The sequence below is a fragment of the Burkholderia sp. Se-20378 genome (assembly GCF_017104665.1).
In the GTDB taxonomy this organism is placed as follows: domain Bacteria; phylum Pseudomonadota; class Gammaproteobacteria; order Burkholderiales; family Burkholderiaceae; genus Burkholderia; species Burkholderia lata.
Window position 1 is genome coordinate 1 of sequence record NZ_JAAGPG010000104.1, and the last position, 21194, is coordinate 21194.

Annotated in this window: 22 protein-coding genes and 3 pseudogenes; 14 read left to right on the plus strand and 11 right to left on the minus strand. The window is 66.7% G+C overall.

Going from position 1 to position 21194, the window contains the following annotated elements; translation table 11 throughout:
• Positions 1-843, minus strand: an 843-nt coding sequence (locus tag G3N93_RS13830) for an FUSC family protein (RefSeq protein ID WP_206133266.1), incomplete at its 3' end; no start/stop codon positions are given.
• A 199-nt stretch (positions 844-1042) separates the two neighbouring features.
• On the opposite strand from G3N93_RS13830, the gene G3N93_RS13835 reads away from it, so the two are divergent.
• Entirely contained in the window at positions 1043-1990 is a 948-nt protein-coding gene (locus G3N93_RS13835) for a LysR family transcriptional regulator (RefSeq protein WP_174935388.1), read from the plus strand.
• A gap of 117 nt (positions 1991-2107) precedes the next feature.
• Here G3N93_RS13835 and G3N93_RS13840 read toward each other — a convergent pair whose 3' ends face one another.
• Together G3N93_RS13840 and G3N93_RS13845 are read right to left on the minus strand one after the other, a co-directional pair.
• Positions 2108-2410: a DUF4148 domain-containing protein gene (locus tag G3N93_RS13840; RefSeq protein ID WP_174935386.1), complete on the minus strand. Its 303-nt coding sequence runs from the start codon at positions 2408-2410 to the stop codon at positions 2108-2110.
• A 216-nt stretch (positions 2411-2626) separates the two neighbouring features.
• Positions 2627-3769 carry a porin gene (locus tag G3N93_RS13845; RefSeq protein ID WP_206133267.1) on the minus strand — a complete coding sequence of 381 codons (1143 nt, stop codon included), beginning with the start codon at positions 3767-3769 and terminating at the stop codon, positions 2627-2629.
• A gap of 634 nt (positions 3770-4403) precedes the next feature.
• Here G3N93_RS13845 and G3N93_RS13855 point away from each other — a divergent pair.
• From G3N93_RS13855 to G3N93_RS13870, 4 genes are all read left to right on the plus strand, one after another.
• Entirely contained in the window at positions 4404-5738 is a 1335-nt protein-coding gene (locus tag G3N93_RS13855) for a chloride channel protein (protein WP_206133268.1), read from the plus strand.
• Between the two features lie 300 nt (positions 5739-6038).
• Positions 6039-6476, plus strand: a complete 438-nt coding sequence (locus G3N93_RS13860; RefSeq protein WP_206133269.1) for an STM2901 family protein — start codon at positions 6039-6041, stop codon at positions 6474-6476.
• A complete protein-coding gene (locus tag G3N93_RS13865) occupies positions 6469-6816 on the plus strand; it encodes a DUF1493 family protein (RefSeq protein ID WP_206133270.1) in 348 nt (115 codons plus the stop codon). The genes G3N93_RS13860 and G3N93_RS13865 overlap by 8 nt, the downstream gene beginning before the upstream one ends.
• Positions 6817-7189: 373 nt before the next feature.
• Complete coding sequence (locus G3N93_RS13870) at positions 7190-8512, plus strand: TIGR00366 family protein (protein ID WP_174935378.1); 1323 nt, start codon at positions 7190-7192, stop codon at positions 8510-8512.
• An 80-nt stretch (positions 8513-8592) separates the two neighbouring features.
• On the opposite strand, the pseudogene G3N93_RS13875 reads toward G3N93_RS13870, so the two are convergent.
• Together G3N93_RS13875 and G3N93_RS13880 are read right to left on the minus strand one after the other, a co-directional pair.
• Positions 8593-8979: pseudogene (locus G3N93_RS13875) on the minus strand (MFS transporter); the annotation flags it as partial.
• On the minus strand, positions 8934-9077 hold the full coding sequence (locus tag G3N93_RS13880) for a hypothetical protein (RefSeq protein ID WP_206133273.1): 144 nt from the start codon (positions 9075-9077) through the stop codon (positions 8934-8936). The pseudogene G3N93_RS13875 and the gene G3N93_RS13880, both read right to left, overlap by 46 nt.
• 21 nt (positions 9078-9098) lie before the next feature.
• On the opposite strand from G3N93_RS13880, the gene G3N93_RS13885 reads away from it, so the two are divergent.
• Positions 9099-9335, plus strand: a complete 237-nt coding sequence (locus tag G3N93_RS13885; RefSeq protein WP_206133271.1) for a T6SS effector amidase Tae4 family protein — start codon at positions 9099-9101, stop codon at positions 9333-9335.
• Positions 9332-9784: a type VI secretion system amidase immunity protein Tai4 gene (locus tag G3N93_RS13890; protein WP_206133272.1), complete on the plus strand. Its 453-nt coding sequence runs from the start codon at positions 9332-9334 to the stop codon at positions 9782-9784. The genes G3N93_RS13885 and G3N93_RS13890 overlap by 4 nt, the downstream gene beginning before the upstream one ends.
• A 130-nt stretch (positions 9785-9914) precedes the next feature.
• Here G3N93_RS13890 and G3N93_RS13895 read toward each other — a convergent pair.
• The 3 genes and pseudogenes from G3N93_RS13895 to G3N93_RS13905 all read right to left on the minus strand — a co-directional run.
• Positions 9915-11003 (minus strand): annotated as a pseudogene (locus tag G3N93_RS13895) (cytochrome-c peroxidase); the annotation flags it as partial.
• A 136-nt stretch (positions 11004-11139) separates the two neighbouring features.
• Positions 11140-11544: pseudogene (locus tag G3N93_RS42445) on the minus strand (cytochrome c peroxidase); the annotation flags it as partial.
• Between the two features lie 94 nt (positions 11545-11638).
• A complete protein-coding gene (locus G3N93_RS13905) occupies positions 11639-13312 on the minus strand; it encodes a phospholipase C (RefSeq protein WP_174937913.1) in 1674 nt (557 codons plus the stop codon).
• Between the two features lie 349 nt (positions 13313-13661).
• On the opposite strand from G3N93_RS13905, the gene G3N93_RS13910 reads away from it, so the two are divergent.
• Positions 13662-14573 (plus strand): EamA family transporter, encoded by a 912-nt coding sequence (locus G3N93_RS13910; protein ID WP_174935372.1) that lies wholly within the window; start codon positions 13662-13664, stop codon positions 14571-14573.
• A gap of 30 nt (positions 14574-14603) precedes the next feature.
• Here G3N93_RS13910 and G3N93_RS13915 read toward each other — a convergent pair whose 3' ends face one another.
• Positions 14604-15077 (minus strand): Lrp/AsnC family transcriptional regulator, encoded by a 474-nt coding sequence (locus G3N93_RS13915; RefSeq protein WP_011355274.1) that lies wholly within the window; start codon positions 15075-15077, stop codon positions 14604-14606.
• 319 nt (positions 15078-15396) lie between these two features.
• Here G3N93_RS13915 and G3N93_RS13920 point away from each other — a divergent pair, with 319 nt between their 5' ends.
• From G3N93_RS13920 to G3N93_RS13945, 6 genes are all read left to right on the plus strand, one after another.
• Positions 15397-16782 (plus strand): amino acid permease, encoded by a 1386-nt coding sequence (locus G3N93_RS13920; RefSeq protein WP_174935370.1) that lies wholly within the window; start codon positions 15397-15399, stop codon positions 16780-16782.
• Positions 16783-16827: 45 nt separating this feature from the next.
• Positions 16828-18030 (plus strand): amino acid aminotransferase, encoded by a 1203-nt coding sequence (locus G3N93_RS13925; RefSeq protein WP_174985219.1) that lies wholly within the window; start codon positions 16828-16830, stop codon positions 18028-18030.
• 163 nt (positions 18031-18193) lie between these two features.
• Entirely contained in the window at positions 18194-18592 is a 399-nt protein-coding gene (locus tag G3N93_RS13930; protein ID WP_011355271.1) for a DUF488 domain-containing protein, read from the plus strand.
• Between the two features lie 138 nt (positions 18593-18730).
• On the plus strand, positions 18731-19015 hold the full coding sequence (locus tag G3N93_RS13935; protein WP_042974849.1) for a DUF1488 domain-containing protein: 285 nt from the start codon (positions 18731-18733) through the stop codon (positions 19013-19015).
• 22 nt (positions 19016-19037) lie between these two features.
• Positions 19038-19277, plus strand: a complete 240-nt coding sequence (locus G3N93_RS13940; RefSeq protein ID WP_011355269.1) for a hypothetical protein — start codon at positions 19038-19040, stop codon at positions 19275-19277.
• Between the two features lie 155 nt (positions 19278-19432).
• Positions 19433-19783 (plus strand): metal ABC transporter ATPase, encoded by a 351-nt coding sequence (locus G3N93_RS13945; RefSeq protein WP_174935364.1) that lies wholly within the window; start codon positions 19433-19435, stop codon positions 19781-19783.
• A 54-nt stretch (positions 19784-19837) separates the two neighbouring features.
• Here G3N93_RS13945 and G3N93_RS13950 read toward each other — a convergent pair whose 3' ends face one another.
• Complete coding sequence (locus G3N93_RS13950; RefSeq protein WP_174935362.1) at positions 19838-20617, minus strand: helix-turn-helix domain-containing protein; 780 nt, start codon at positions 20615-20617, stop codon at positions 19838-19840.
• 16 nt (positions 20618-20633) lie between these two features.
• Complete coding sequence (locus G3N93_RS13955) at positions 20634-21038, minus strand: response regulator transcription factor (protein ID WP_174935360.1); 405 nt, start codon at positions 21036-21038, stop codon at positions 20634-20636.
• Between the last annotated feature and the right edge of the window lie 156 nt (positions 21039-21194).

A 21194-nucleotide genomic window follows, 5' to 3' on the forward strand; every position in this document is an offset into this window, starting at 1 on the left:
TCGCTTGACGAGCTGGTGCAGCGCATGCAGCCGCGTGCACGCGTTCATGAACTCGCTGTTCAGCCGTGCGAGGCGGCGGCTGCGCGCGCGAATGTGCGGATCCTCGAACGACGCGAACGCGCGGTTGGCCTCGAAGCCGACGATGTCGTCGACGAAATCGGCGAAGCGTCGCTCGAAATCGCCGCGTGCGACGTCGCCTGCGAGCGCGCCCGCCGTGAACGCCGCGAACGTCGCATGGCGGGCGCCCAGCGAGCGCATCAGCGCCTTCGCGGAGCTGAGCGGCAGGATCAGCGCGCTGACCGCGCCGGAGCACGCAATGCCGAGCGCGACTTCCGCGGCGCGCGTGAGTGCGGACTGGAATAGTGTTTGCGGGGTCATCACGGCCGGCAGGCCGATCAGCGCCGCGGTGTAGCCGGCGAGCACGAAGCCGTACCAGCGGAAGTGGCGGTTGCGCACCGCGAGCGCGATGCAGGTGCCGATCCACAGCGTGATGCCGGCCATGTACAGCTCGGGCTGCTGCGCGAACAGGCCGCCGAGCGCGAGCGCGGCGACGAGGCCGGCCGCCGTGCCGAGCACGCGGTAGAAACTCTTCGCGAACACCATCCCCGACAGCGGTTGCATCAGCACGAACACGGTCGTCATCGCCGTGCGCGGCTGCGACATTTCCAGGCGCATCGCGATGCCCATCGCGAGGAGCGCCGCGAACACGGTTTTCGCGAGGTGCAGCCAGATCAGCCCGTCGCTCGCAGCCCAGTCGCGTGCCGCGTCGCCGAGTGGATCGAGCCATGTCCTCCATCGTGCCGGTTCGATGGAAGGACGCTCGATCGCAGGTTGTGGCTTCATGAAAAGAGGGGGCCGGTACGGGGCCGGCACGGTGCGCGGCGCGTCCGAACGGGTCCGTTCGACTGTTGAGGCGCCGATTGTAGGAGTGCGGCGCCCGCGCATTAACGCAGCTGCGGGGAAACGATAGTTGCAGCCGGAGTAACAATCTGTCGCATCCCGTGGAGGAAAATAGCGGCTCCGCTACAGGTTGCTCACAGGAATGGATACCCTACAAAACATGCGGGTGTTTTCGCGCGTCGTCGAGACGGGCAGTTTCACCGCCGCCGCGCAATCGCTGAATTCGACGACGGGCGCGATGTCGCGCGCGGTGTCGGAGCTCGAGGCGCGCCTGCGCACCCGTCTGATGAATCGTTCGACGCGCCGTCTCGCGCTCACGTCGGCCGGAGAAAGCTATCTGCGGCGCTGCCGCCAGATCCTCGCCGACGTCGACCGCGCGGAAGAAGAGGCGAGCTGCGCGCACGAACGGCCGGCCGGCGTGCTGCGCATGCACAGCTTCGCGAGCGTCGGTCATCACTATGTATTGCCCGCGCTGACGCGCTATCACGCGCAGTTCCCGGACGTGTCGATCGAGCTGTCGCTGTCGCAGCGCATGCCCGACCTGTTCGACGGGACGAGCGACATGGCTGTCGTGACCGCGTCGTCGCTGCCCGATTCGGAACTCGTGTCGCACCTGCTCGGCTCGACCTTCAGCATCCTGTGCGCGTCGCCCGACTATGTGAAACGCCACGGCGCGCCGGCCCGGCCGCAGGATCTCTCTGCGCACGCGTGCCTGACGCTGTGCACGCCGGCGTTCCCGACGCACGAATGGGTGCTCGAAGGACCGGAGGGCGTTGAGCAGATCCACGTCACGGGGCCGGTGCAGACCAATACGGCCGAATCGCTTGCGCTTGCCATCCGCGACGGCATCGGGATCGGCATGCTGCCGCTGTACTCGGCGATCGACGCGCTGCGCGACGGCACGCTCGTCCGCGTGCTGCCCGCGCATATCCTGCAGAAGATGAACGTGTACGCGCTGTATCCGTCGCGCCGCTTCGTCGATGCGAAGGTGCGGACCTGGGTCGAGATGCTGCGTGCCCAGGTGCCTGGGATGATCGCGCGCGACGTCGAGATGCTGAACGCGATCGATCGCGAACCGCAGGCCGCCTGAGCGGCGGACGCGCACCGGCGCATTGCCGGCTTCCTTTCTTCGTGCAAACCACGCGAGCGCAACCCGCGCCGCGCCCGCAAGACTTCGTTCACGCGGGCGCGGCGCTTCGTCATGCCGTTACAGCGCGGGCTTGGCCGCCGCGCCCGATTCCGTCGTCGGTTCACCGGCGTGGCCGTAGGCGGCCTGCGCAGCCTTCTGTTCCGCGAGACGCTTTTCGTGAAGTCGTTCCTGCGCCGCCATGATGTCGTCCGGATAGTTGTTGACTTCGCCGCGCGCCGGGTTGTAGCCGACCGACTCGAGATCGATCAGCTCCTGCAGCACTTGCGCGCGCGTGACGGGCGACTTGGCGGACTGGGCGAAGGACAGGGCCGGTGCAGCGAGCAGGACGGCAGCGGCGGCGGTAACGACGAGCGATTTCACGAGGTTCTCCTGGGTGCGGGGTGGGCGGCCGGTTCGACGCGCGATGCGTGACCCCGACCTTTGCTGGCAGTCTACGCAGCACCCGCGCGGGTAAAAACCCCGATTCCAGGCAGGCTGCCTTCCAGATGAAACAACATTGGTGCGGGCCGCCCGCAGCCAGCGAACCCGTGCGCGAACGCAGGCTCGTGGCCGGCGGGCGACGATGCATCACGCCGATCAGAAGCGCGTGCGCATGCCGATCGTGCCGACGATCTGGTTTGCCGTGCTCGATGCGCCGCCCGAGCCGTTGATGAACGCCTGGTAGCCGCGGCCCGCTGCGTGCTGATACATCGCTTCCGCGTAGACGTCCGTGCGGCGCGACAGCTTGTAGACGGCCTGCAGGTCGACCTGGTGCCACTTCGGATCGGTGCCGTGCTTGCTGTCGGGGTTCGACACGCTGGCGTCCGTGTACACATAGGCCGCGCCGAGGCTGACGGCCGGCGTCACCGCATAGCGCACGTTCACGTCGTAGTTGTTGAACGCGACCTGGCCGGTCGAGCCGAACGAGCCCGTGTTGTCGTACTGCGAACGCGTATAGACGAAGCCGACGGTGGCCGGGCCGAATCCGTAGCTGATGCCGCCGCCATACGAACGCATGCGGTCCGAGCCGATCGACCAGCCGCCCTGGTTCAGGCTCTTCGCTTCGGCCGCATCGGTCGCGCCGGGGCTCGCGCTCGTCGAGCCCTTCGTGCCGTTCATCTGCAGGTACGCGCCGGCCAGCTTCAGCGGGCCGTTCGTGTAGCTCGCCGCGACGCTGTACGCGCGGTTCGCGCCGAAGTTCGTCGCGTTCGAGAATGCATACATCGCGCCGACCTTGAAGCCCGCATAGGTCTCGCTCGTGTACTTGACCGCGTTGTTGATACGCAGCGAGTGGTTCAGGTTGTCGTTGTCGAACGGGTGCGCGAAGCTCGCGTCGCCGAAGTCGCCGGCCGTGGCCGACAGCGGCGCGACGAAGTCGACCATCGTGTCGTACTGGCGGCCGAGCGTCAGCGTGCCATAGCCGTTCTGGCTCAGGCCGACGTACGCATGGCGGCCGAACAGCTTGCCGTCCTGCCCGAGCCCGCCGTTGTTCACGTTGAAGCCGTTCTCGAGCACGAACAGCGCCTTCAGGCCGCCGCCGAGATCCTCGGTGCCGCGAAACCCGACGCGGCTGCCGTTGACGGTGCCGCTGTTCAGGCGCCACAGCGATGCACCGTTGGCGTTGTTGGTGTAGACGATGCCGGCGTCGATCAGGCCGTACAGCGTGACCGAGCTCTGTGCGTGAGCGAACGGGGCGAACAGCGCGGCGGTGCATGCGCCGGCGATGAGGGTTTTTTTCAAGTCAAGGCTCCTGCGTGTGGGACTGGGAACGAAAGTTCGGCGCAAGTGTAGGGGCGCATCCCGCACGCAAGGCCGCCGGGGCCGCGAGCGCACCTTTCCGGATCCGGCAAGAGTCCTTCACAAAACTGACACTACGCGCGGTGCGTGCCTGACGCTGGTGGTTTCTGCGTGGTCGCGTGCGGCTGGTATCCGTTCATCGCGGGCCGGTTGTCGCGTCGCTGCAACATGAGCGGGACGCGGCGCGTCGGTTGATCGGTGCGATCCGCGCGCATCGACACTTTTCGCCGTGAAGCGCGCGGGCCTGAACTTCATCTCGTGCCCGACCGAGAGCATCCACCTGCATGGGCGCTTCGACACGTTTCCGAAGCTGTGCGCTGGCAGGCCAAGGCCACGCTGTCGATCCGCCACGGGAAAGTGATCCTGCGGCGCGAACGGGAGCGCGTCACCTATCCGGATTGACGCGAACCGGGCGCGGAAGGCGGGCGGTCACGGCCCGCCCGACGTCATGTATTCATGAAATGCATGAGTCGATTCTAAAAATACGTTTGTCTCATGATGGGGGCCGGCCTACGATGCGGTCCTGACGGCGGCGCGCGTGTTGCGCGTCGTCTTGTCGATTCCATTCGCCGACCCCATGCGCCTCGATCTCCCGTCCGCCCCCGCATCCTCTTCGCCGGCCGCCAGCCCGTTCGCGCGCGTGGCCGTCGTCACGATCCTGACCGGCGTGGGCGCGGGCCTCGGGGGCATGCTGCTCGCACTGCTGCTGCACGCGATCCAGCACATCGCGTACGGCTACAGCGTCGCGCACGTGATCGGCACCGAGAGCTTCCTCACCGGCGTGACCGGTGCCGATCCGTTGCGCCGGCTCGCGGTGCTGGTCGTGTGCGGGATCGTCGCCGGTGGTGGCTGGTGGGCGCTGTACCGGTATGGCCGGCCGCTCGTCAGCATCCGCCGCGCAGTGCGTGCAGCCGATCCGCGGATGCCGGTCGTCAGCACGACGGTTCACGCGCTGCTGCAGATCGTCACCGTTGCGCTCGGCTCACCGCTCGGCCGCGAAGTTGCCCCGCGCGAGATCGGTTCGCTGCTTGCCGGGCGGCTTGCGCATGCGGCGGGGCTTACGCCTGACGACTGCCGCCTGATGGTCGCGTGCGGTGCCGGTGCGGGCCTCGCGGCCGTCTATAACGTGCCGCTCGGCGGGGCGATCTTCGTGCTCGAAGTGCTGCTCGGCACGTTCGAACTGCGTGCGCTGGTCGTGGCGGTCGCGACGTCGGCGATCGCGGCGGCCGTTGCGTGGATCGGCCTCGGCAACGAACACCAGTACACGGTGCTGCCGTTCGTGCTGAGTACGCCGCTGGTGGTGTGGTCGATCGTCTGCGGTCCGCTGTTCGGCTTTGCCGCGTACGGCTTCGTGCGGCTCACGACGCGTGCCCGCGCGAACGCGCCGAAAGACGGGCGGCTGCCGGTGCTCGCACTGGTCAATTTCGCGGTGATCGGCGTGCTTGCGATGTGGTTTCCGCAATTGCTCGGCAACGGCAAGGGTCCCGCTTCGCTGGGTTTCGACGGCACGCTGACGATCGGCCTCGCCGCGGCGCTGCTCGTGCTGAAGGTGCTGATCGAGGCCGGCAGCTTGCGGGCAGGTGCGGAAGGCGGCCTGCTGACGCCGGGTCTCGCGAACGGCGCGCTGCTCGGCGTCGTGCTCGGCGGGCTGTGGAGCCTCGTGTGGCCGGGCGCGTCGATCTGCGGTTGTGCGCTCATCGGCGCGACCGCGTTTCTCGCCGCATCGATGCAGATGCCGATCACGGCGGTCGTACTGCTGGCCGAGTTCACGCGCGTGGATCACGACAGTCTCGTGCCGATGCTGCTTGCGGTAGTTGGCTCGCTGGTCGCGTACCGGTTCGCGCAGCGGCTGGCCGAGCGGAAGGTGAGTGAGGTTGCGATGGTAAGCGAGCGCGCAGTGACGACGCACTGACGTTCTCAGCAATTACGAGCTGGACAGTATTCGCGGAAAAAGCCGCCAGCAAGCCGCCCGAAATTGACGATTTGCATCCATCCTGACGCATGTCGTTGCGGTCGGGTGCACGTACGGAACCACGCGGCTAAAACGTTCCGACATGCTTGCCGGAAGGCGATACAAATGAAACGCACGAGATCATCAATTGCGCTCGGATGCGTTCCTGCCGAAGCGACCGCCATGGTCGGTCCGTTGTCCTCCCGGCGTCATTCACGATAGTTTTGACTGCTCGTTTCAATTCAAACTATCTGAGAGAAAATGGCGAACACGTACAAGTACGGCATCCACGACGGCTTGAGCCGCGAATCATTGCTCTTCCTGATCTTCATTGAAGAGACGGGCAAGGCGTTGGGTGTAAGCGACGCGGTTGGTATCGGGATGGTGTTGCTGCGCCAGCGCTTCGTTCCAACGCGAGGCAAGTTCACGAACGCCGTCAAGGGGACCTCCATCGCGTCTGTCGTTTCGCGTCGAATATTGCCTTACGAATTGAAGCACCGGCTCCTGCCTACCGTCACGTCGTTCACGAGCCTTATCATGTCGCGCATCAAGTTCACGCGGAATATCGGCGCGTTCGTCGGGCGCGCGATTCCCGGCGTCGGGTGGGTAATGCTGGCAACGGATGTATCGGTGATCACTTATCGCACGGTTGGCACCTACAACAGCATGGTGACGCCCGGGGACCGCTTGTATGGCTGACGCATGGAAACGTCTCGAAGCGTTTTTTTCGGCCGATATCGGCGAGCTACCGGTCTCTGGAATCGAGCTGACGCGAGACACGGATCTCTATCACGATCTCGACCTGGAGCCGAACGACATCGACAAGCTCGTCAGGCGATGGGCTGCGACGTTTGACGTCGACCTGTCCGCGTTCGACATCCACTATTACTATCCGTCCGCGAAGCTCGGCATTGGTTCGTTTTTCGCGATGGTTGTCAAATTCCCGTTCAACAATGCGGCGCGCGATACGTTGGGCGGCCGGTCACTGACGCTCGGATCGATGGAAGAGGCGATGGAGCGTGGGCGATGGGAGCGGTGACATGCCACGCTGACACCTGCTTCGACCGTGCATGCCGGAACGCGATGAATGGACAACCTCACGTAGACCGGATCGTTTCATGAAACACCGAACGCCCGCCTGGCTCACATCCAAGCGGGCGTTTTTGCAATCGCACGACCCGCCACGAGCTTAGATTCCCGGGGCCTTTTCTCGTGTATCGTCGATCGGCCTTCGGGCGTCAGGCGTCACCGGTGGGCACGACACGCGTTCGACCACCTGAAATCGGCGGGCGTCAATGCCGGCGAGGGCACTGAAGCAAACGACGCGGTTCTGTGCAAGAATCCGCGCGTTTCCGCGCCTCAACCAACAACGACACGCGCGGACGTCCCTATCAGGAAACGAGGAGCTCAAGTTGATCCAGCGCATTTCCCGCTTTTTCACGCAGGTGGTCCACCGCGTGTTGCCCGACCCGTTGATTTTCGCGATCCTGCTGACGGTCGTCACGTTCGCGCTCGCGTTCGGCCTGACGCCGAACACGCCCGTGCAGCTCACGACGATGTGGGGTTCGGGTTTCTGGAACCTGCTCGCGTTCTCGATGCAGATGGTGATGATTCTCGTCACCGGCCACGCACTCGCGAGTTCGCCGCCCGTGAAGCGCATGCTCGTCGCACTTGCGAGCACCGCGCGCACGCCGGGGCAGGGCGTGATGCTCGTCGCGTTCGTCGGCGCGCTCGCGTGCGCGATCAACTGGGGCTTCGGCCTCGTGCTCGGTGCGATGCTCGCGCGCGAAGTGGCGCGCCGTGTCGCCGGCAGCGATTACCGGCTGCTCGTCGCGTCCGCCTACATGGGCTTCCTGAGCTGGCACGGCGGCTTGTCGGGTTCGGTCCCGCTCGTCGCGGCCACGAAGGGCAATCCGATGGAAAAGACCATCGGGCTGATTCCCGTGTCGCAGACGATCTTCACCGGCTACAACGCGTTCATCACGATCGGTCTGATCGTGATGTTGCCGTTCCTCGCGCGCATGATGATGCCGAAGCCGGGTGAGGTCGTCAGCGTCGATCCGGCGCTGCTGGCCGAACCACCGAGCGTCGAGCGCCAGCTCGGGCCTGACGCGACGTTCGCGGAACGACTGGAGGAAAGCCGCTTGCTGTCGGTCCTCGTCGCGGCGCTGTGCGCGGCGTTCCTCGTGCTGAAGTTCGTGCAGAAGGGCTTCGCGCTCGACATCGACACCGTGAACCTTGCGTTCCTCGCGGCCGGCATCCTGCTGCACCGTACGCCGATGGCCTATGCGCGCGCGGTGGCCGGTGCGGCGCGCGGTGCGTCGGGGATCATGATCCAGTTCCCGTTCTACGCGGGCATCCAGGCGCTGATGGATCACTCGGGGCTCGCGGGCGTGATCACGAAGTGGTTCGTCGATATCGCGAACGTGCACACGTTCCCGCTGCTCGCGTTCCTGAGCTCGGCCGTGATCAATTTCGCGGTGCCGTCCGGCGGCGGCCACTGGGTCGTGCAGGGCCCGTTCGTGATGCCGGCCGCTCAGGCGCTCGGCGCCGATCTCGGCAAGGCCGCAATGGCGATCGCGTACGGCGAGGCCTGGACCAACATGGCGCAGCCGTTCTGGGCGCTGCCCGCGCTGGCGATTGCCGGGCTCGGCGTGCGCGACATCATGGGGTATTGCGTGACGACGCTGCTGTTCTCGGGCGTCGTGTTCGTCGCGGGGATGTATCTGTTCTGACGCGGCGGGGCGGGGCGGGACGGGGCGAGAGGCGGGCGGAGTCCGCGTCCGCCTCTCGCGATCCTGAGTCCGGCCTGCCGTTAGCCGTGCGACCGTGCGTCCGGCCGCTCGTGTCCGTGACGCAACGCGAGTCTGGCGAACGCCGCGATGAGGAGCGCGGCCGCAAGCAGCGTCAGCCCGTTCTTCGCATTGCCGGTTGCCTGTTCGATCGCACCGACGACGGTCGGCCCGACGAAGCCGCCGAGCAACCCGCACGTATTCACCAGTCCGAGTCCGCCTGCCAGTGCGTTGCCGGCGAGCCGCGACGCGGGAAACGTGAAGACGATCGACTGAACGACGAAGAACATGAATGCGGCCACGCACACGCACAAGAGCCCCGCGGCAGGCGACGCATGCGCGGCGCCGACCATCCCGGCAGCCATCACGACCAGCCCCGCGCCGTGCCGTCGAGCTCGATCAGCGCACCGGCCAGCGGCCCGCCGACGATGTTTGCGATGCACACGCCAAGCAGGAAATAGCCGGTTGCGCGCGCACGTAAACGGTATCGGGGGGAGACAATCGGCAATACTTCTTTCGCGTCCGGGACTTGATTCGCTTTCTCGAGCAACGGTGGGGGAAGGCAGACGGTGTCAAGTATCCGCCGTCAAGCGGCGGGCCACTGGCGGGGCGACAAGGTGTCATCCTGTTCGAGGTGTCGGGATGGAGTGACGCGCAGGGCCACGCCACGCTGTTCAATGGACGGACGTGTTACGACCATTGCTATTTCAACGAGCCGAGCGCGCGGTATCGTACCGATCGCGCAAATTTCTGGAGTCTGTCATGAGGAGAGCCTGGATCGCCGCCGTGTTGACGTGCATCGCGCTTCAACCTGCGATGGTGTCGGCGAACGATGTAGCGCAAGCATCGCCCGAAGCCGGCTCACGGACTAACCTCCAGAACTTCAAGGACATGGTGCTCGCGGAGTGCCTGGCTACCGCGTACAGGCAGGAGCCAGGCGTGAGCAAGGATATCGGCAGCAGCACCAGCGCGTTGCGCGACTGGACCTACTACGACATGGAGCGCGCACCGGATGTCATTCACGCGCTGGTGGCGAAGTATCTTGGTCGCGACTACCGGAATCCGGTTGTCGAACCGGAAGTCCGGGACGTGAAATTCGACTTCCTGAAGTGCGCCGACTTGTACCACGGCAAGGAACTGGATACCGTCGCGAAGCAGCTCGTATTCCGCCCCAACCGGACTTATCGGAGCGAGACTTCGCGGAAGTTGCGGTAGCAATCAGATGCCGTTGCGCAATGCAACGGCGCACCGTCTGCCATGCTACGTGTGCTACTCGAGCGTCCGGATCGAATTGCTGATGCCGCGCGCGCTGCTGACACGACGCAGCGCGGCGGTCATCCTGCACTCAGCGTTTCACCGGTTCGTCGTTCAACGTACCGAGGAACGCTTCGATATCCTTGATATCCTGCGCCGTCATCGCGGGCTTGTCGCCCGGCTTGCGATCGAACGGCGCATCGGTCACGTCGACGTTCGCGCGATATTTCGGCGGGATGTCGTCGTACTCGTCGACCTTGCCGTCCGCGCCGCGCGAATAGAACTTCTGCGGCGAGATGCTGCGTTCGTTGTAGAACGCCATCACCTGGTCGAGCGTGTGGAACACACCGTTGTGGAAGAACACGTGGCGCGTCGCCGAGTTGCGCAGCGTCGGCGTCAGGAACATCGCGCAATACTGCGTCTGGTCCTTCAGGTCGTCGCGGAACGGCCCGCACACGCCGAGATCGTAGAACGCCGGGTTGTGGTTCTGCGCCAGTTCCTTGTTGCGCGGCGCGCCGAGCGCCTCGTACTGGTAATCGGTAAACATCGGCGGCAGCCCGTCCTTGCCGGGTTTCGACAGGTGGCAGCCCGCGCAATTCGCCTTGTCCGGATCGTTGAACAGGCGCAGCCCGCGCAGTTCGGCCTGCGTGAGGCGCGCACGGCCTTCGAGCCAGCGGTCGTACTTGCTGTTGTACGGGTGGAACGACGGATCTTCCACCTGGTAGCGTGCGATCGCGAACATCGCCTCCGACACCGCGAGTTGCGGGCTGTCGAACACGCGTGCGCCGAACAGTTGCTCGAGCTGCGTGCGATGCGACGACTGCTTGAGCTTGCGCGCGACATCGTCGATGCTCGCGTTCGCCATCTCGACCGGATTCAGCAGCGGGCCGAACGCCTGCTGCTGCAGCGTATCGGCGCGGCCATCCCAGAACATCCCGCCTTGCGGCACGAGCTGCGGCGCGGCCGACGTGCCGGCCACCTTCTGCGCCTTGACGACACCGGCCGCCGACGCGGCCTGTTGCGCGACGGTCGGCGCGGCGTCGTTTTCCCCGGCATCGGGGCCGATGCTGAAGTTCGGCTGGCGGTACAGGTACATCAGCGACGGCGGCGGGCGATAGCCCTGCTGCGTCATCGCGAGGCCGCCCGGCTGCACGTCGAGCGCGTTCGGCGGGCCGTATGCGGGATCGGGGCGGGGCGAGGACGCGCACAACTGCGTGCCCGGCGCGGTGGGTGGGGTGCGGCGGGGGCTGGTGTGCCCCGGTATGGGGCGGGGTGCTGCGGGTGGGCTGGGGGTACGGGTACGGCAGCGACGGCGGCGGGCGATAGCCCTGCTGCGTCATCGCGAGGCCGCCCGGCTGCACGTCGAGCGCGTTCGGCGGGCCGTATGCGTGATCGGGGCTGTGGCACGACGCGCACGACTGCTTGCCCGACGCGGACAGCGACGGATCGGCGAACAGCGCACGGCCGAGCTGCGCGACCGCCGACAGCGGCTGCGCGGCGGGCCGCTGCAGAACGACCGGATGCGGGGTCGGCCCCGTCCAGTCGGCGACGACGGTGCCGATCGCCGCGGGCACCTGCGCGGGGAATGCGATCGCGAACGCGCCATAGCCGAGTACGGCGGCGCCGATCACGAACGCCGCGCGGCGCAGGAGGCGGGACGGCGTGCGCGACGCGCGGGGGCCGGTGGTGTCGGGAGACGGGAACGCAGGGCGAGCTGTCATGCTGTCGGTCGGAAATCGGGCGCCGCACGAAGCGGCGCGTTAAACGGAAACGGCCGGCGCGTGCTGCGCCGGCCATGCGGTCACGAAGTACCGGTCAGATCGCCGGTGCCGCGCTCAAGGCGGTGCCGAGCGTCGGGTCGAGATACAGCGGCGTCGTGTTCGGCTTCGACGTGAAGTCGAACAGCGCGCGCAGGTCGCCCGCCGTCGCATCGAACGAACCGCCGCCGATGCGCTGGCCGCCGAGCCAGTTGTCCTCGATGAAGCGCACGACGGACGACTGGTCGATCATCGTGTGGTCGACGTAGTTCTGCTTCGCATACGGCGAGATCACGATCAGCGGAATGCGCACGCCCGGGCCGCAGCGGCCGTTCACGGTCGCGCCGTTCACGCCGGTGGTGCCGCCCGTGCCGCACTTGCCGCTGCCGTTGACCTGGTCGACCGGGTCCGACGATGCACGCGTCGGCGCCGTGTACACGTGGTCGTACCAGCCGTCCGAGTCGTCATAGGTGACGATCACGGCCGTGTTCTGCCAGTCCGGCTGCTGCTGCAGGAAGTTGACGACCTTCGTCACGAACGCCTGTTCGTCGAGCGGATCCGAGTAGCCTGCGTGCGCGTCCTGTGCGGCCGGGGCCTTCAGGTAGCTGACCGACGGGAAGTTGCCGGCCTTCACGGCGGCGAAGAAGTCGTCCGTGTCGTACTGGTGGTTCGCCGGTTCGGCGGTCTTGCCGTCCGTCTGGAGGCTCGAACCGATCGCGGCGACCGAGCTCGGGCGCGTGTGCTGCGGGTTCGCGGTCGACGCGTAGTACTGGAACCAGTTGTGGTGCGGGATGTAGTCGGACGTCGCGGCGTTCACGGCGGTGGCGACCGTGCTGCGGCTGCAGCCCGTCGTGCCGTTGCCGTTCGTCGTCGACAGGTTGAAGCCGCCCATGAAGCCGCCCCACGTGATCTTCGCGCCGTTCAGCAGGTCGCCGATGTTCTTGCCCGTCATCAGTGCCTGGTCGGTCGTGCTCGAGCACACGTCGTTGCCCGGGTCGACGTCGTTGATCATCGTGAAGCCGCCCTGGCCGTCATTGATGTAGTACGAGCTCTTCGCGAGCGTCGACGGTTGCGCCGACGACTTGACGATCTGCATCCCGTTGGTCTGGCCCGACACGACGTTCAGCGCGCCCGGCGTCGACGGGCCGTACGACGTCGTGTACATGTTGTCGCTCATCGCGAAGCGCTGTGCGTAGTTCCACAGTGCGGTCACGGTGTTGCCGTCGAAGTAGCCCATCACCTGGCCCTTCGTGCCGAACGCGCCGGCGCCGCCGGAGGAGCCCTTGCCGGTGTATTTCGGGAACAGGTCGGCGAGGCCGTTGTCCTCGGCCTGCTGCTCGGCCGTGTACGCGTGGTTCTGGTCGGCGGTCGCGGCCTGCGTGCGGTCGAGGCGGAACGGATTCGCCGCGTCGGTGCCGTTGGCCGTGTTCGTGAAGTTCGGGTTCGCGGTGAGCAGCGTGCCCGTCAGGCCGTTGGGCGTCGGCGTGCCGGACTTGGCGGTGAACGCCGGTTCGCCCGACGGGTTCGTCGCGTTCGGGTAGGTGCCGAAGTAGTGGTCGAACGAGATGTTTTCACCGTAGATCACGACGACGTGCTTGATCGGCGTGGCGGTCTGCAGCGCATCCTGCGACGACACGGCGGGCGTCGACGTGGGGTCGTCGCTGCCGCCGCAGGCGAACAGCGCCAGCGCTGCGGCTGCGCAGGCAGTGACGAGCAAGGCTTGACGGAACATCGGGAAACTCCAGGTAAGGTCTTCGATGGTGGAGAGCGGCCCCGTCGCCGTGTCGGTTCGGCGCGGAGCTCGTGAGAGAGCACGCGCATTGGAACAGTCCCGTATGAAGATATGGGGACGGAGTGGTTTCGCCGCGATTGCGTTGCGGTATCGATTTCATTACGGAGGAACGCGAGGCGAAAGTGAACGGAAAGGGGCGGACCGCATGCCACCTTCGCGTCACATGTCGCGACGCGTGAGCCCGCTGCCGCGGATGCCGCGCGGGGCGGGCGAAAGGGCGTCATCGCCCCGGTCGCGCACGGTGCCGTGCCGCGCCCGTTTTTTGACAATCGGATGACGGATTCATACGATGAACGCCCTGCGGCGACGATTTCGCGTGGCCGACCGTCAGCGAGTATTCAGCGTGCCGATCCCCGTTCTGTTTGCCGTTCTGTGCGCGGCGTTCCTCCACGCGTCATGGAATGCGCTGGTCCGCAGCAGCGGCGACCGGCTGCGATCGGCCACCGTGCTGCAGATCGCGATCGGGCTGTTCGCGCTGCTGTTCCTGCCGGCTGCGGCGCCGATCTCGGCGGCGAGCTGGGCGTACGTCGTCGCGTCGGCCGTGCTGCACGTCGTCTATACGCTGCTGCTGGTGCGCGCGTACGAGCACGGCGACCTGACCGTCGCGTATCCGGTCGCGCGCGGCACCGCGCCGCTGCTCGTCACGCTCGGCGCGGCGGCGTTCGCGGGCGAGCACCTGAATGTCGGCGCGCAATGCGGGCTCGTGCTGATCTGCGCAGGCATCCTGGCGATCGGCCTGGAGCGCGGGCGCGGCGCGAAGCACCGGATGATGCAGGTGCTGCCGACCGCGTTTGCGACCGGCGTATCGATCGCGGCCTACAGCGTGGTCGACGGGATCGGCGTGCGGGAGAGCGGCAACACGGTCGGCTATACCGCGTGGATGTTCGTGCTGACGGGCGCGATGATGGCCGCGTACTACCGGCTGCGGGCGGGGCCGCTGCGGCTGACGCAGGATGTCGGCGAAACGGCGAAGGCGGCGTGCGGCGGCGTGTTCGCGGCGCTCGCATACGGCATCGTGATCTGGGCGATGGATCGCGCGCCGATGGGGCCGGTCTCGGCGTTGCGCGAAACGAGCGTGGTGTTCGCGGCGCTGATTGCGCGCGTGTATCTCGGCGAGCGGCTGACGCCGCGCCGGGCGGCCGGTTGCGTGGTGATCGCGGCGGGGGCGTTGCTGATCAGTGCGTTTGAAGTGGTGAAATAAACGGGCCGGCCTGGCGCGCGGCCCGCCACATCAGGCCTCGACCGGCATCGCACTCGTGCACTTGATCTCGTCGAGGCACACGCTCGAATGCACGCCGCTCACGCCGGGAATGCGCATCAGCGTCTCGAGCAGGAACCGCGACAAGCCTTTCAGATCGTGCGCGACGACCTTCAACACATAGTCGATGTCGCCCGTCACCGAGAAGCACTCCTGGATCTGCGCGAGATCGGACACCAGTTTCTGGAACTTCGACAGGTCGCGGATATGCCCGCGCTCCATCGTCACGTGCACGAAAGCGGTGACGCCGAAACCGAGCGTGTCGGGGCACAGCCGGGTTTCATATCGGCGGATCGCGCCGATTTCCTCCAGCCGCCGGTGGCGGCGCAGCGTCTGCGCGGGCGAGAGGCCGACGGCCTTCGCCAGGTCGAGGTTCGACGCGCGGCCGTTCTCCTGCAGGATCGACAGCAAGTGGCGATCGAGGCGATCCAGAACCGGTTCATGCATTTTTGTTTCCTCATCTGTCTCCTGGGTGCAATCTTATCTCATAATGTAGGGTTTGCATGAACGGGTTACGAAACCCGATTTCGCCGTCGCGACGCTAAACTGACGCCGGATTTTCGTGTGCGAACGCAGCAATGCGGGCACGGCGACAGTCGGCGGCCGGTCTGGCAGGCACGCCGACGCGAATCGGGCGCCGCCACGCGAAGATTGCAGTCCCCAACCCGGCGGCTCCACGAACGGCCCCGGCACAGCAAAACAGCGCCCGGCACACCGAGGCGCGCCGCACCCTGCTGCAGGCGGGGGCGGACAGAGTGGAGAAGACATGGTTTCTGGAAACGAGAGCGACGGCCTGAAGCGCGGGCTGAAGAACCGGCACATCCAGCTGATTGCGCTCGGCGGCGCGCTCGGCACGGGGCTGTTCCTCGGCATCGCGCAGACGATCAAGATGGCGGGCCCGTCCGTGCTGCTCGGCTACGGGGTGGCCGGCATCATTGCGTTCTTCATCATGCGCCAGCTCGGCGAGATGGTCGTCGACGAGCCCGTCGCCGGCTCGTTCAGCTACTTCGCCAACAAGTACGTCGGCCACTTCACCGGCTTCCTGTCCGGCTGGAACTACTGGGTGCTGTACATCCTCGTCAGCATGGCCGAGCTGTCGGCCGTCGGGATCTACGTGCAGTACTGGTGGCCCGGCGTGCCGACCTGGGTGTCGGCGCTGGTCTTCTTCGTCGCGATCAACCTGCTCAACCTGGCCAGCGTGAAGTCGTACGGCGAGACGGAATTCTGGTTCTCGATCATCAAGGTCGCCGCGATCGTCGGGATGATCGGCTTCGGCGGCTGGCTGCTCGCGAGCGGCCATGCGGGGCCGGAGGCGAGTGTCCGGAACCTGTGGCAACACGGCGGCTTCTTCCCGAACGGCGTGTCGGGGCTCGTGATGTCGATGGCCGCGATCATGTTCTCGTTCGGCGGGCTGGAGCTGATCGGCATCACCGCGGCCGAGGCCGACGATCCGAAGCGCAGCATTCCGCGCGCGACCAACCAGGTGATCTACCGAATCCTGATTTTCTACATCGGCGCGCTCGCCGTGCTGCTGTCGCTGTACCCGTGGGAAAAGGTCGTCACCGGTGGCAGCCCGTTCGTGCTGATTTTCCACGCGCTGAGCAGCAACCTGGTGGCCAACGTGCTGAACGTGGTCGTGCTGACCGCCGCGCTGTCGGTCTACAACAGCGGCGTGTACAGCAACAGCCGGATGCTGTTCGGCCTCGCGAAGCAGGGCAACGCGCCGAAGGTGCTGTGCTCGGTGAACAAGCGCGGCATTCCGCTCGCCGCGCTCGGCGCGTCGGCGCTCGCGACCGGCGTGTGCGTGCTGGTCAACTACTTCATGCCGGGCAAGGCGTTCGAGGTGCTGATGGGCCTCGTCGTGTCGGCGCTGATCATCAACTGGGCGATGATCACGCTGATCCACCTGAAGTTCCGCCAGGCCAAGCGCGCAGCCGGGGAGGAGACTTCCTTCCGCAGTCTGGGCTATCCTTTCACGAATTACCTGTGCCTGGCATTCATGGCCGGCATTCTCGTCGTGATGTACCTGACGCCGGATCTCCGCCTGTCGGTGTACCTGATCCCGGTATGGCTCGCGGTGCTCGCGGTCGGGTATCGCTTCCGTCAGAAGAATGCAGGCTATGCGGTGCACGACAGCGCATCCGCACGCTGATACAGGCCACGACCGACCATTCTTCCAAACGAGACCGACATAGCCATGTTCGAACACATCGACGCGTACCCGGGCGATCCGATCCTGACGCTCAACGAGAACTTCCAGAAAGATCCGCGCGACCAGAAGGTCAACCTGAGCATCGGCATCTACTTCGACGCCGAAGGCCGGATTCCGGTGATGGGCGCCGTGCGCGAAGCCGAAACCGCGCTGCAGCGCGACAGCGGCGCGAAGCCGTACCTGCCGATGGTCGGCCTGGCCGCGTATCGCGACGCCGTGCAGGCGCTCGTGTTCGGCGCCGATCACCCGGCCCGCGCGGCCGGCCGCATCGCGACGCTGCAGACGCTCGGCGGCTCCGGCGCCCTGAAGGTGGGCGCCGATTTCCTGAAGCGCTATTTCCCGGATTCGCAGGTGTGGCTCAGCGACCCGAGCTGGGAAAACCACCGCTTCATCTTCGAGCGCGCCGGCTTCACGGTGAACACGTACCCGTACTACGACGAAGCGACGGGCGGCCTGAAGTTCGACGCGATGCTCGCGGCGATCGACGCGCTGCCGGCGCGCAGCATCGTGCTGCTGCACGCGTGCTGCCATAACCCGACCGGTGTCGACCTCGACGAAGGCCAGTGGGAGAAGCTGATCGACGTGATCGAGGCGCGCGGGCTGCTGCCGTTCGTCGACATGGCGTACCAGGGCTTCGGCGCGGGCCTCGACGCGGACGCGTTCGCGGTGCGCGAACTGGCACGCCGCGGCGTGCCGGCGCTGGTCGCGAACTCGTTCTCGAAGAACTTCTCGCTGTACGGCGAGCGCGTGGGCGGCCTGAGCGTCGTCTGCGAAGATGCCGCCGCGGCCGACCGCGTGCTCGGCCAGCTGGCCGGCGCCGTGCGCTCGAACTACAGCAACCCGCAAACCTACGGCGCGAAAGTCGTCGCGGCCGTGCTCGGCACGCCCGCGCTGCGCAAGCAGTGGGAAGAGGAACTGGCGGCGATGTGCCGCCGCATCGCGCGGATGCGCCAGTCGATCCATGACGGCCTGCGCGACCACGTCAGCGGCGAGGCACTCACGCGCTACGTGAAGCAGCGCGGGATGTTCACGTACACGGGCCTGACCGAATCGCAGGTCGACGCGCTGCGCGAAGTGCACGGCGTGTACGTCCTGCGTTCGGGCCGGATGTGCGTCGCGGGGCTGAACGACTCGAACGTCGCCATCGTCGCGGATGCCATCGGCAAGGTGCTGAAGAGCGGCGTCTGAGCGCGGCGCGCTCCGGCGCGCAACGCGGCTGGCCGAACCGGCTGTCTCCCGCAAGGGGGCAGCCGGTTTTTTGTTGGGCGGCCGCAATGTGCGCCACCCGGCTGACGCAGGCGCACGTGCGGGGGTACGATCACGGCATCCAACGCATTTCGAAAGGAGCGACATGGGCATCCGGATCATCCAGCTCGGCACGCCGCGCGCGGCCGGCGAGGGCCTGCGGATCGGAACGGTGCGGCGGCCGCCGCGTGGCGTTCCGAAGGCGGAATTCGCGTCGCGCAACTACTATGATGTATGGCTGCCGACGCTGTCGCCGAGCCCGGAACTCGTCGCACAGGCGCAGGCCGCCGAAACCGATGCCGAATGGAACGCGTTCCGGCGTCACTTCCGCGCGGAGATGGCGCATGGCGATGCGCCGAAGGTGCTGGACCTGCTGGCGGCGCTGTCGGCGACCACCGCGTTCTCGATCGGCTGCTACTGCGACGACGAACGCCATTGTCACCGTAGCGTGCTGCGCGAGCTGCTCGCGGAGCGCGGCGCGGCGATCGAGCCCGACGCGGGCTGAAAGCAGTTCGAAGCGGCGTCGCGCAGCCGCGCCGGCACGCTGCCGTGCCGTTATCGTGCGGCGCAGCGAACCGGTTGACGTGGGTCAAGCGTGCGGGCGCGCGCGCCACTATGCTCTTGTCATGGAGCCATCACGACGATGACAGGCGGACAGATGCAGATTGCCTTCCCGCCGGAACCACCCGAATATTGCGCACGCGACCTGGTCGTGGCGTTTTCGGCACTGGTCGACGGGCGTTGCGTACAGTGCGCGGTCACGGCCGAGGCGCTGGAAGATCATTTCGGCGCACCGTCGCTGCTCGAACGCGACCTGCTGGCCGCGTTCGACGCGCACCGGTCGGCGATCGAGGCGATGGCGCGACGGATGCTCGAGGAAATCGGCGGCCGGCCGGTGCTGCTGCACAGCGGCCACTTCCGGCTCTGAGACGGATACCGCAGGAGGGCGCATGACACTGCAGGGCAACATTCACGAACGCGACTGGTCCGTCGAAGTCGAGACGCGTCCGTGCGAATCGGGCGAATTCCGCTGTCGCGTGTCGGTCGAGCACGGCGCGGGCGCCGCGCGCTTTCATCACACGTTCGAGCACAGCCATGCGTATCCGACCGAGCGCGAGGCGATGATCGAAGGGCTGAGGGCCGGCATGACGTGGATCGAGATGAAGACGTCGCAGACCTTCAACGTATGAACGGCCCCGCGCCCACGAAGGCGCGGGCAGACTATCGGCCGGGCAGCGATCGAAGAAATCGCGCCGCGCCACGGGCAACGCGTGCCGCCGCCTTTCGGTGCGGGCGGCACATGCAAGGCGGTCGACGAGCGGGCGGCCCCGTCAGGAGACACGACATGGGCGTGGGCATGCAGATCGCCTGCCACGGATTCGCGGGTTCGGCCGCGGTCGAAGCCGAGGCCGGCGCGCAGCTGGTGCGGCTCGAACGGTTTCGCGCGCTGATCGGCGGGTGCCATCTCGCGATCGAATCGCATGCCGCCGCCGACGGCGCACGCCGGTACGACGTGCAGCTCGACCTCGTAATGCACGACACCGCGCTCTGGCCGCTGCCGCCGTGCGTCGGCGACGACGTGGACGACGCGCTGCGCCGCGCGTTCATGCAGGCCGAACAGGCGCTGATCGCGTGCCAGGCGGGCGGTGCAAGGGTGGGGCTGCGCAACGCGGCGGCTGGCGGCACGGTGCAATGATGCGCCGCGCGCGGGGTCGCGCGGGCGGCCGGGCGTCGTCCTGGTCTTGTTCCGTCAGACTCGTGCGAGCGCTTGCGAATCGATGATGCGTACGCGCTTGCCGCGCGTTTCGACCAACGCGTCGCGATGGAACCGCGAGAACATCCGGCTCACGGTTTCGAGCTTCATCCCGAGATAGCAGCCGATTTCCTCGCGCGTCATCCGCAGGTTGAATTCCGTCGCCGAATAGCCGCGCGCCTCGAAGCGCGACGACAGGTTCAGCAGGAAATGCGCGACGCGTTGCTCGGCCGACATCGTGCCGAGCAGCAGCATCTGGCTCGATTCGCGGACGATCTCGCTGCTCAGCATCTGGTAGAGGAAGTGCTGCATTGGCTTGATCTCGCGGCACGCCGCTTCGAGCGCGCCGAACGGGATGATGCACACGACGCTGTCCTCGAGCGCGATCGCGTCGCAGCAATGCTGGCCGCCGCCGATGCCGTCCATCCCGAGCGTTTCACCGGCAATCTGGAAGCCCGTCACGTGCTCGCGGCCGTCGCGATGCATCATCACCGTCTTGAACGAACCCGCACGCACCGCATAGATGCTCTGGAACGGATCGTCGGTGCGGAACAGCGCGTCGCCCTGGCGTACCTGCCGGGTCGTGCAGATGATCGAGTCGAGGCGGCCGTATTCGGCCGCGGTCAGGTGCGGCGGCAGGCACATCGAACGCATCGCGCACACCGAGCAGCGCGCGGCGGGGTGTTTGGCGGCGTCGGCGCGCGTGACCGCGCGAAGCGGAATCGTCGGCCGAGGCGTGATGGATACGTCGGCGGCGCAGGGGGTGGCTGTGGACATGAGTCACTCCGGCTCGTCAGGGGCGGTGCACGCGAGCGTGCACCAGGGATTCGATGACTTGGCAGGCGGCGTCGAATTCGACGGTCTTGTCGAAGAAGTAGTCGGCTCCGGCCGACGCGCATGCCTCTCTGAATGCCGGCGCCGAGTGATTCGTCAGCACGATCGTGACGATGCGCGGCGCGGCCTTCGACAGCGTCCCGATCAGGTCGAGACCGCTGCCGTCCGCCAGCCGCAGGTCGACGATCACCACGTCCGCCTGGGTGCTGCGGATATGCGTCCATGCGTCCTGGCCGTCTTCCGCCTCGCCGACGACGGCGACACCGCGGATCGCGCCGACGAGCAGCGCGATCCGCTGTCGGACGGCGACGGCGTGATCGACGAGAAACACCCGGAGCGCGGCGGGTAACTGGCTGGCATTCATGCCGGCAGTATCGTGTTGCGCCGCCGAAAATGAAATCGGCCGAATTGGAAGTTGATGTAGGCCGCTGCGACGCGTTGTAGGGCGTTTCCTACAACGCGTACGGGAAACCGCCGGAGCGGCCCGGGTGCGACGTACCGCGAGCGCGGCCGAAGGGTT

Coding starts and splice junctions, on each gene's coding strand:
- G3N93_RS13835 (WP_174935388.1), top strand. CDS start 1,043: ATGGATACCCTACAAAACATGCGGGTGTTTTCGCGCGTCGTCGAGACG.
- G3N93_RS13855 (WP_206133268.1), top strand. CDS start 4,404: ATGCGCCTCGATCTCCCGTCCGCCCCCGCATCCTCTTCGCCGGCCGCC.
- G3N93_RS13860 (WP_206133269.1), top strand. CDS start 6,039: ATGGCGAACACGTACAAGTACGGCATCCACGACGGCTTGAGCCGCGAA.
- G3N93_RS13865 (WP_206133270.1), top strand. CDS start 6,469: ATGGCTGACGCATGGAAACGTCTCGAAGCGTTTTTTTCGGCCGATATC.
- G3N93_RS13890 (WP_206133272.1), top strand. CDS start 9,332: ATGAGGAGAGCCTGGATCGCCGCCGTGTTGACGTGCATCGCGCTTCAA.
- G3N93_RS13905 (WP_174937913.1), bottom strand. CDS start 13,312: ATGTTCCGTCAAGCCTTGCTCGTCACTGCCTGCGCAGCCGCAGCGCTG.
- G3N93_RS13910 (WP_174935372.1), top strand. CDS start 13,662: ATGAACGCCCTGCGGCGACGATTTCGCGTGGCCGACCGTCAGCGAGTA.
- G3N93_RS13915 (WP_011355274.1), bottom strand. CDS start 15,077: ATGCATGAACCGGTTCTGGATCGCCTCGATCGCCACTTGCTGTCGATC.
- G3N93_RS13920 (WP_174935370.1), top strand. CDS start 15,397: ATGGTTTCTGGAAACGAGAGCGACGGCCTGAAGCGCGGGCTGAAGAAC.
- G3N93_RS13925 (WP_174985219.1), top strand. CDS start 16,828: ATGTTCGAACACATCGACGCGTACCCGGGCGATCCGATCCTGACGCTC.
- G3N93_RS13930 (WP_011355271.1), top strand. CDS start 18,194: ATGGGCATCCGGATCATCCAGCTCGGCACGCCGCGCGCGGCCGGCGAG.
- G3N93_RS13935 (WP_042974849.1), top strand. CDS start 18,731: ATGACAGGCGGACAGATGCAGATTGCCTTCCCGCCGGAACCACCCGAA.
- G3N93_RS13940 (WP_011355269.1), top strand. CDS start 19,038: ATGACACTGCAGGGCAACATTCACGAACGCGACTGGTCCGTCGAAGTC.
- G3N93_RS13945 (WP_174935364.1), top strand. CDS start 19,433: ATGGGCGTGGGCATGCAGATCGCCTGCCACGGATTCGCGGGTTCGGCC.
- G3N93_RS13950 (WP_174935362.1), bottom strand. CDS start 20,617: ATGTCCACAGCCACCCCCTGCGCCGCCGACGTATCCATCACGCCTCGG.
- G3N93_RS13955 (WP_174935360.1), bottom strand. CDS start 21,038: ATGAATGCCAGCCAGTTACCCGCCGCGCTCCGGGTGTTTCTCGTCGAT.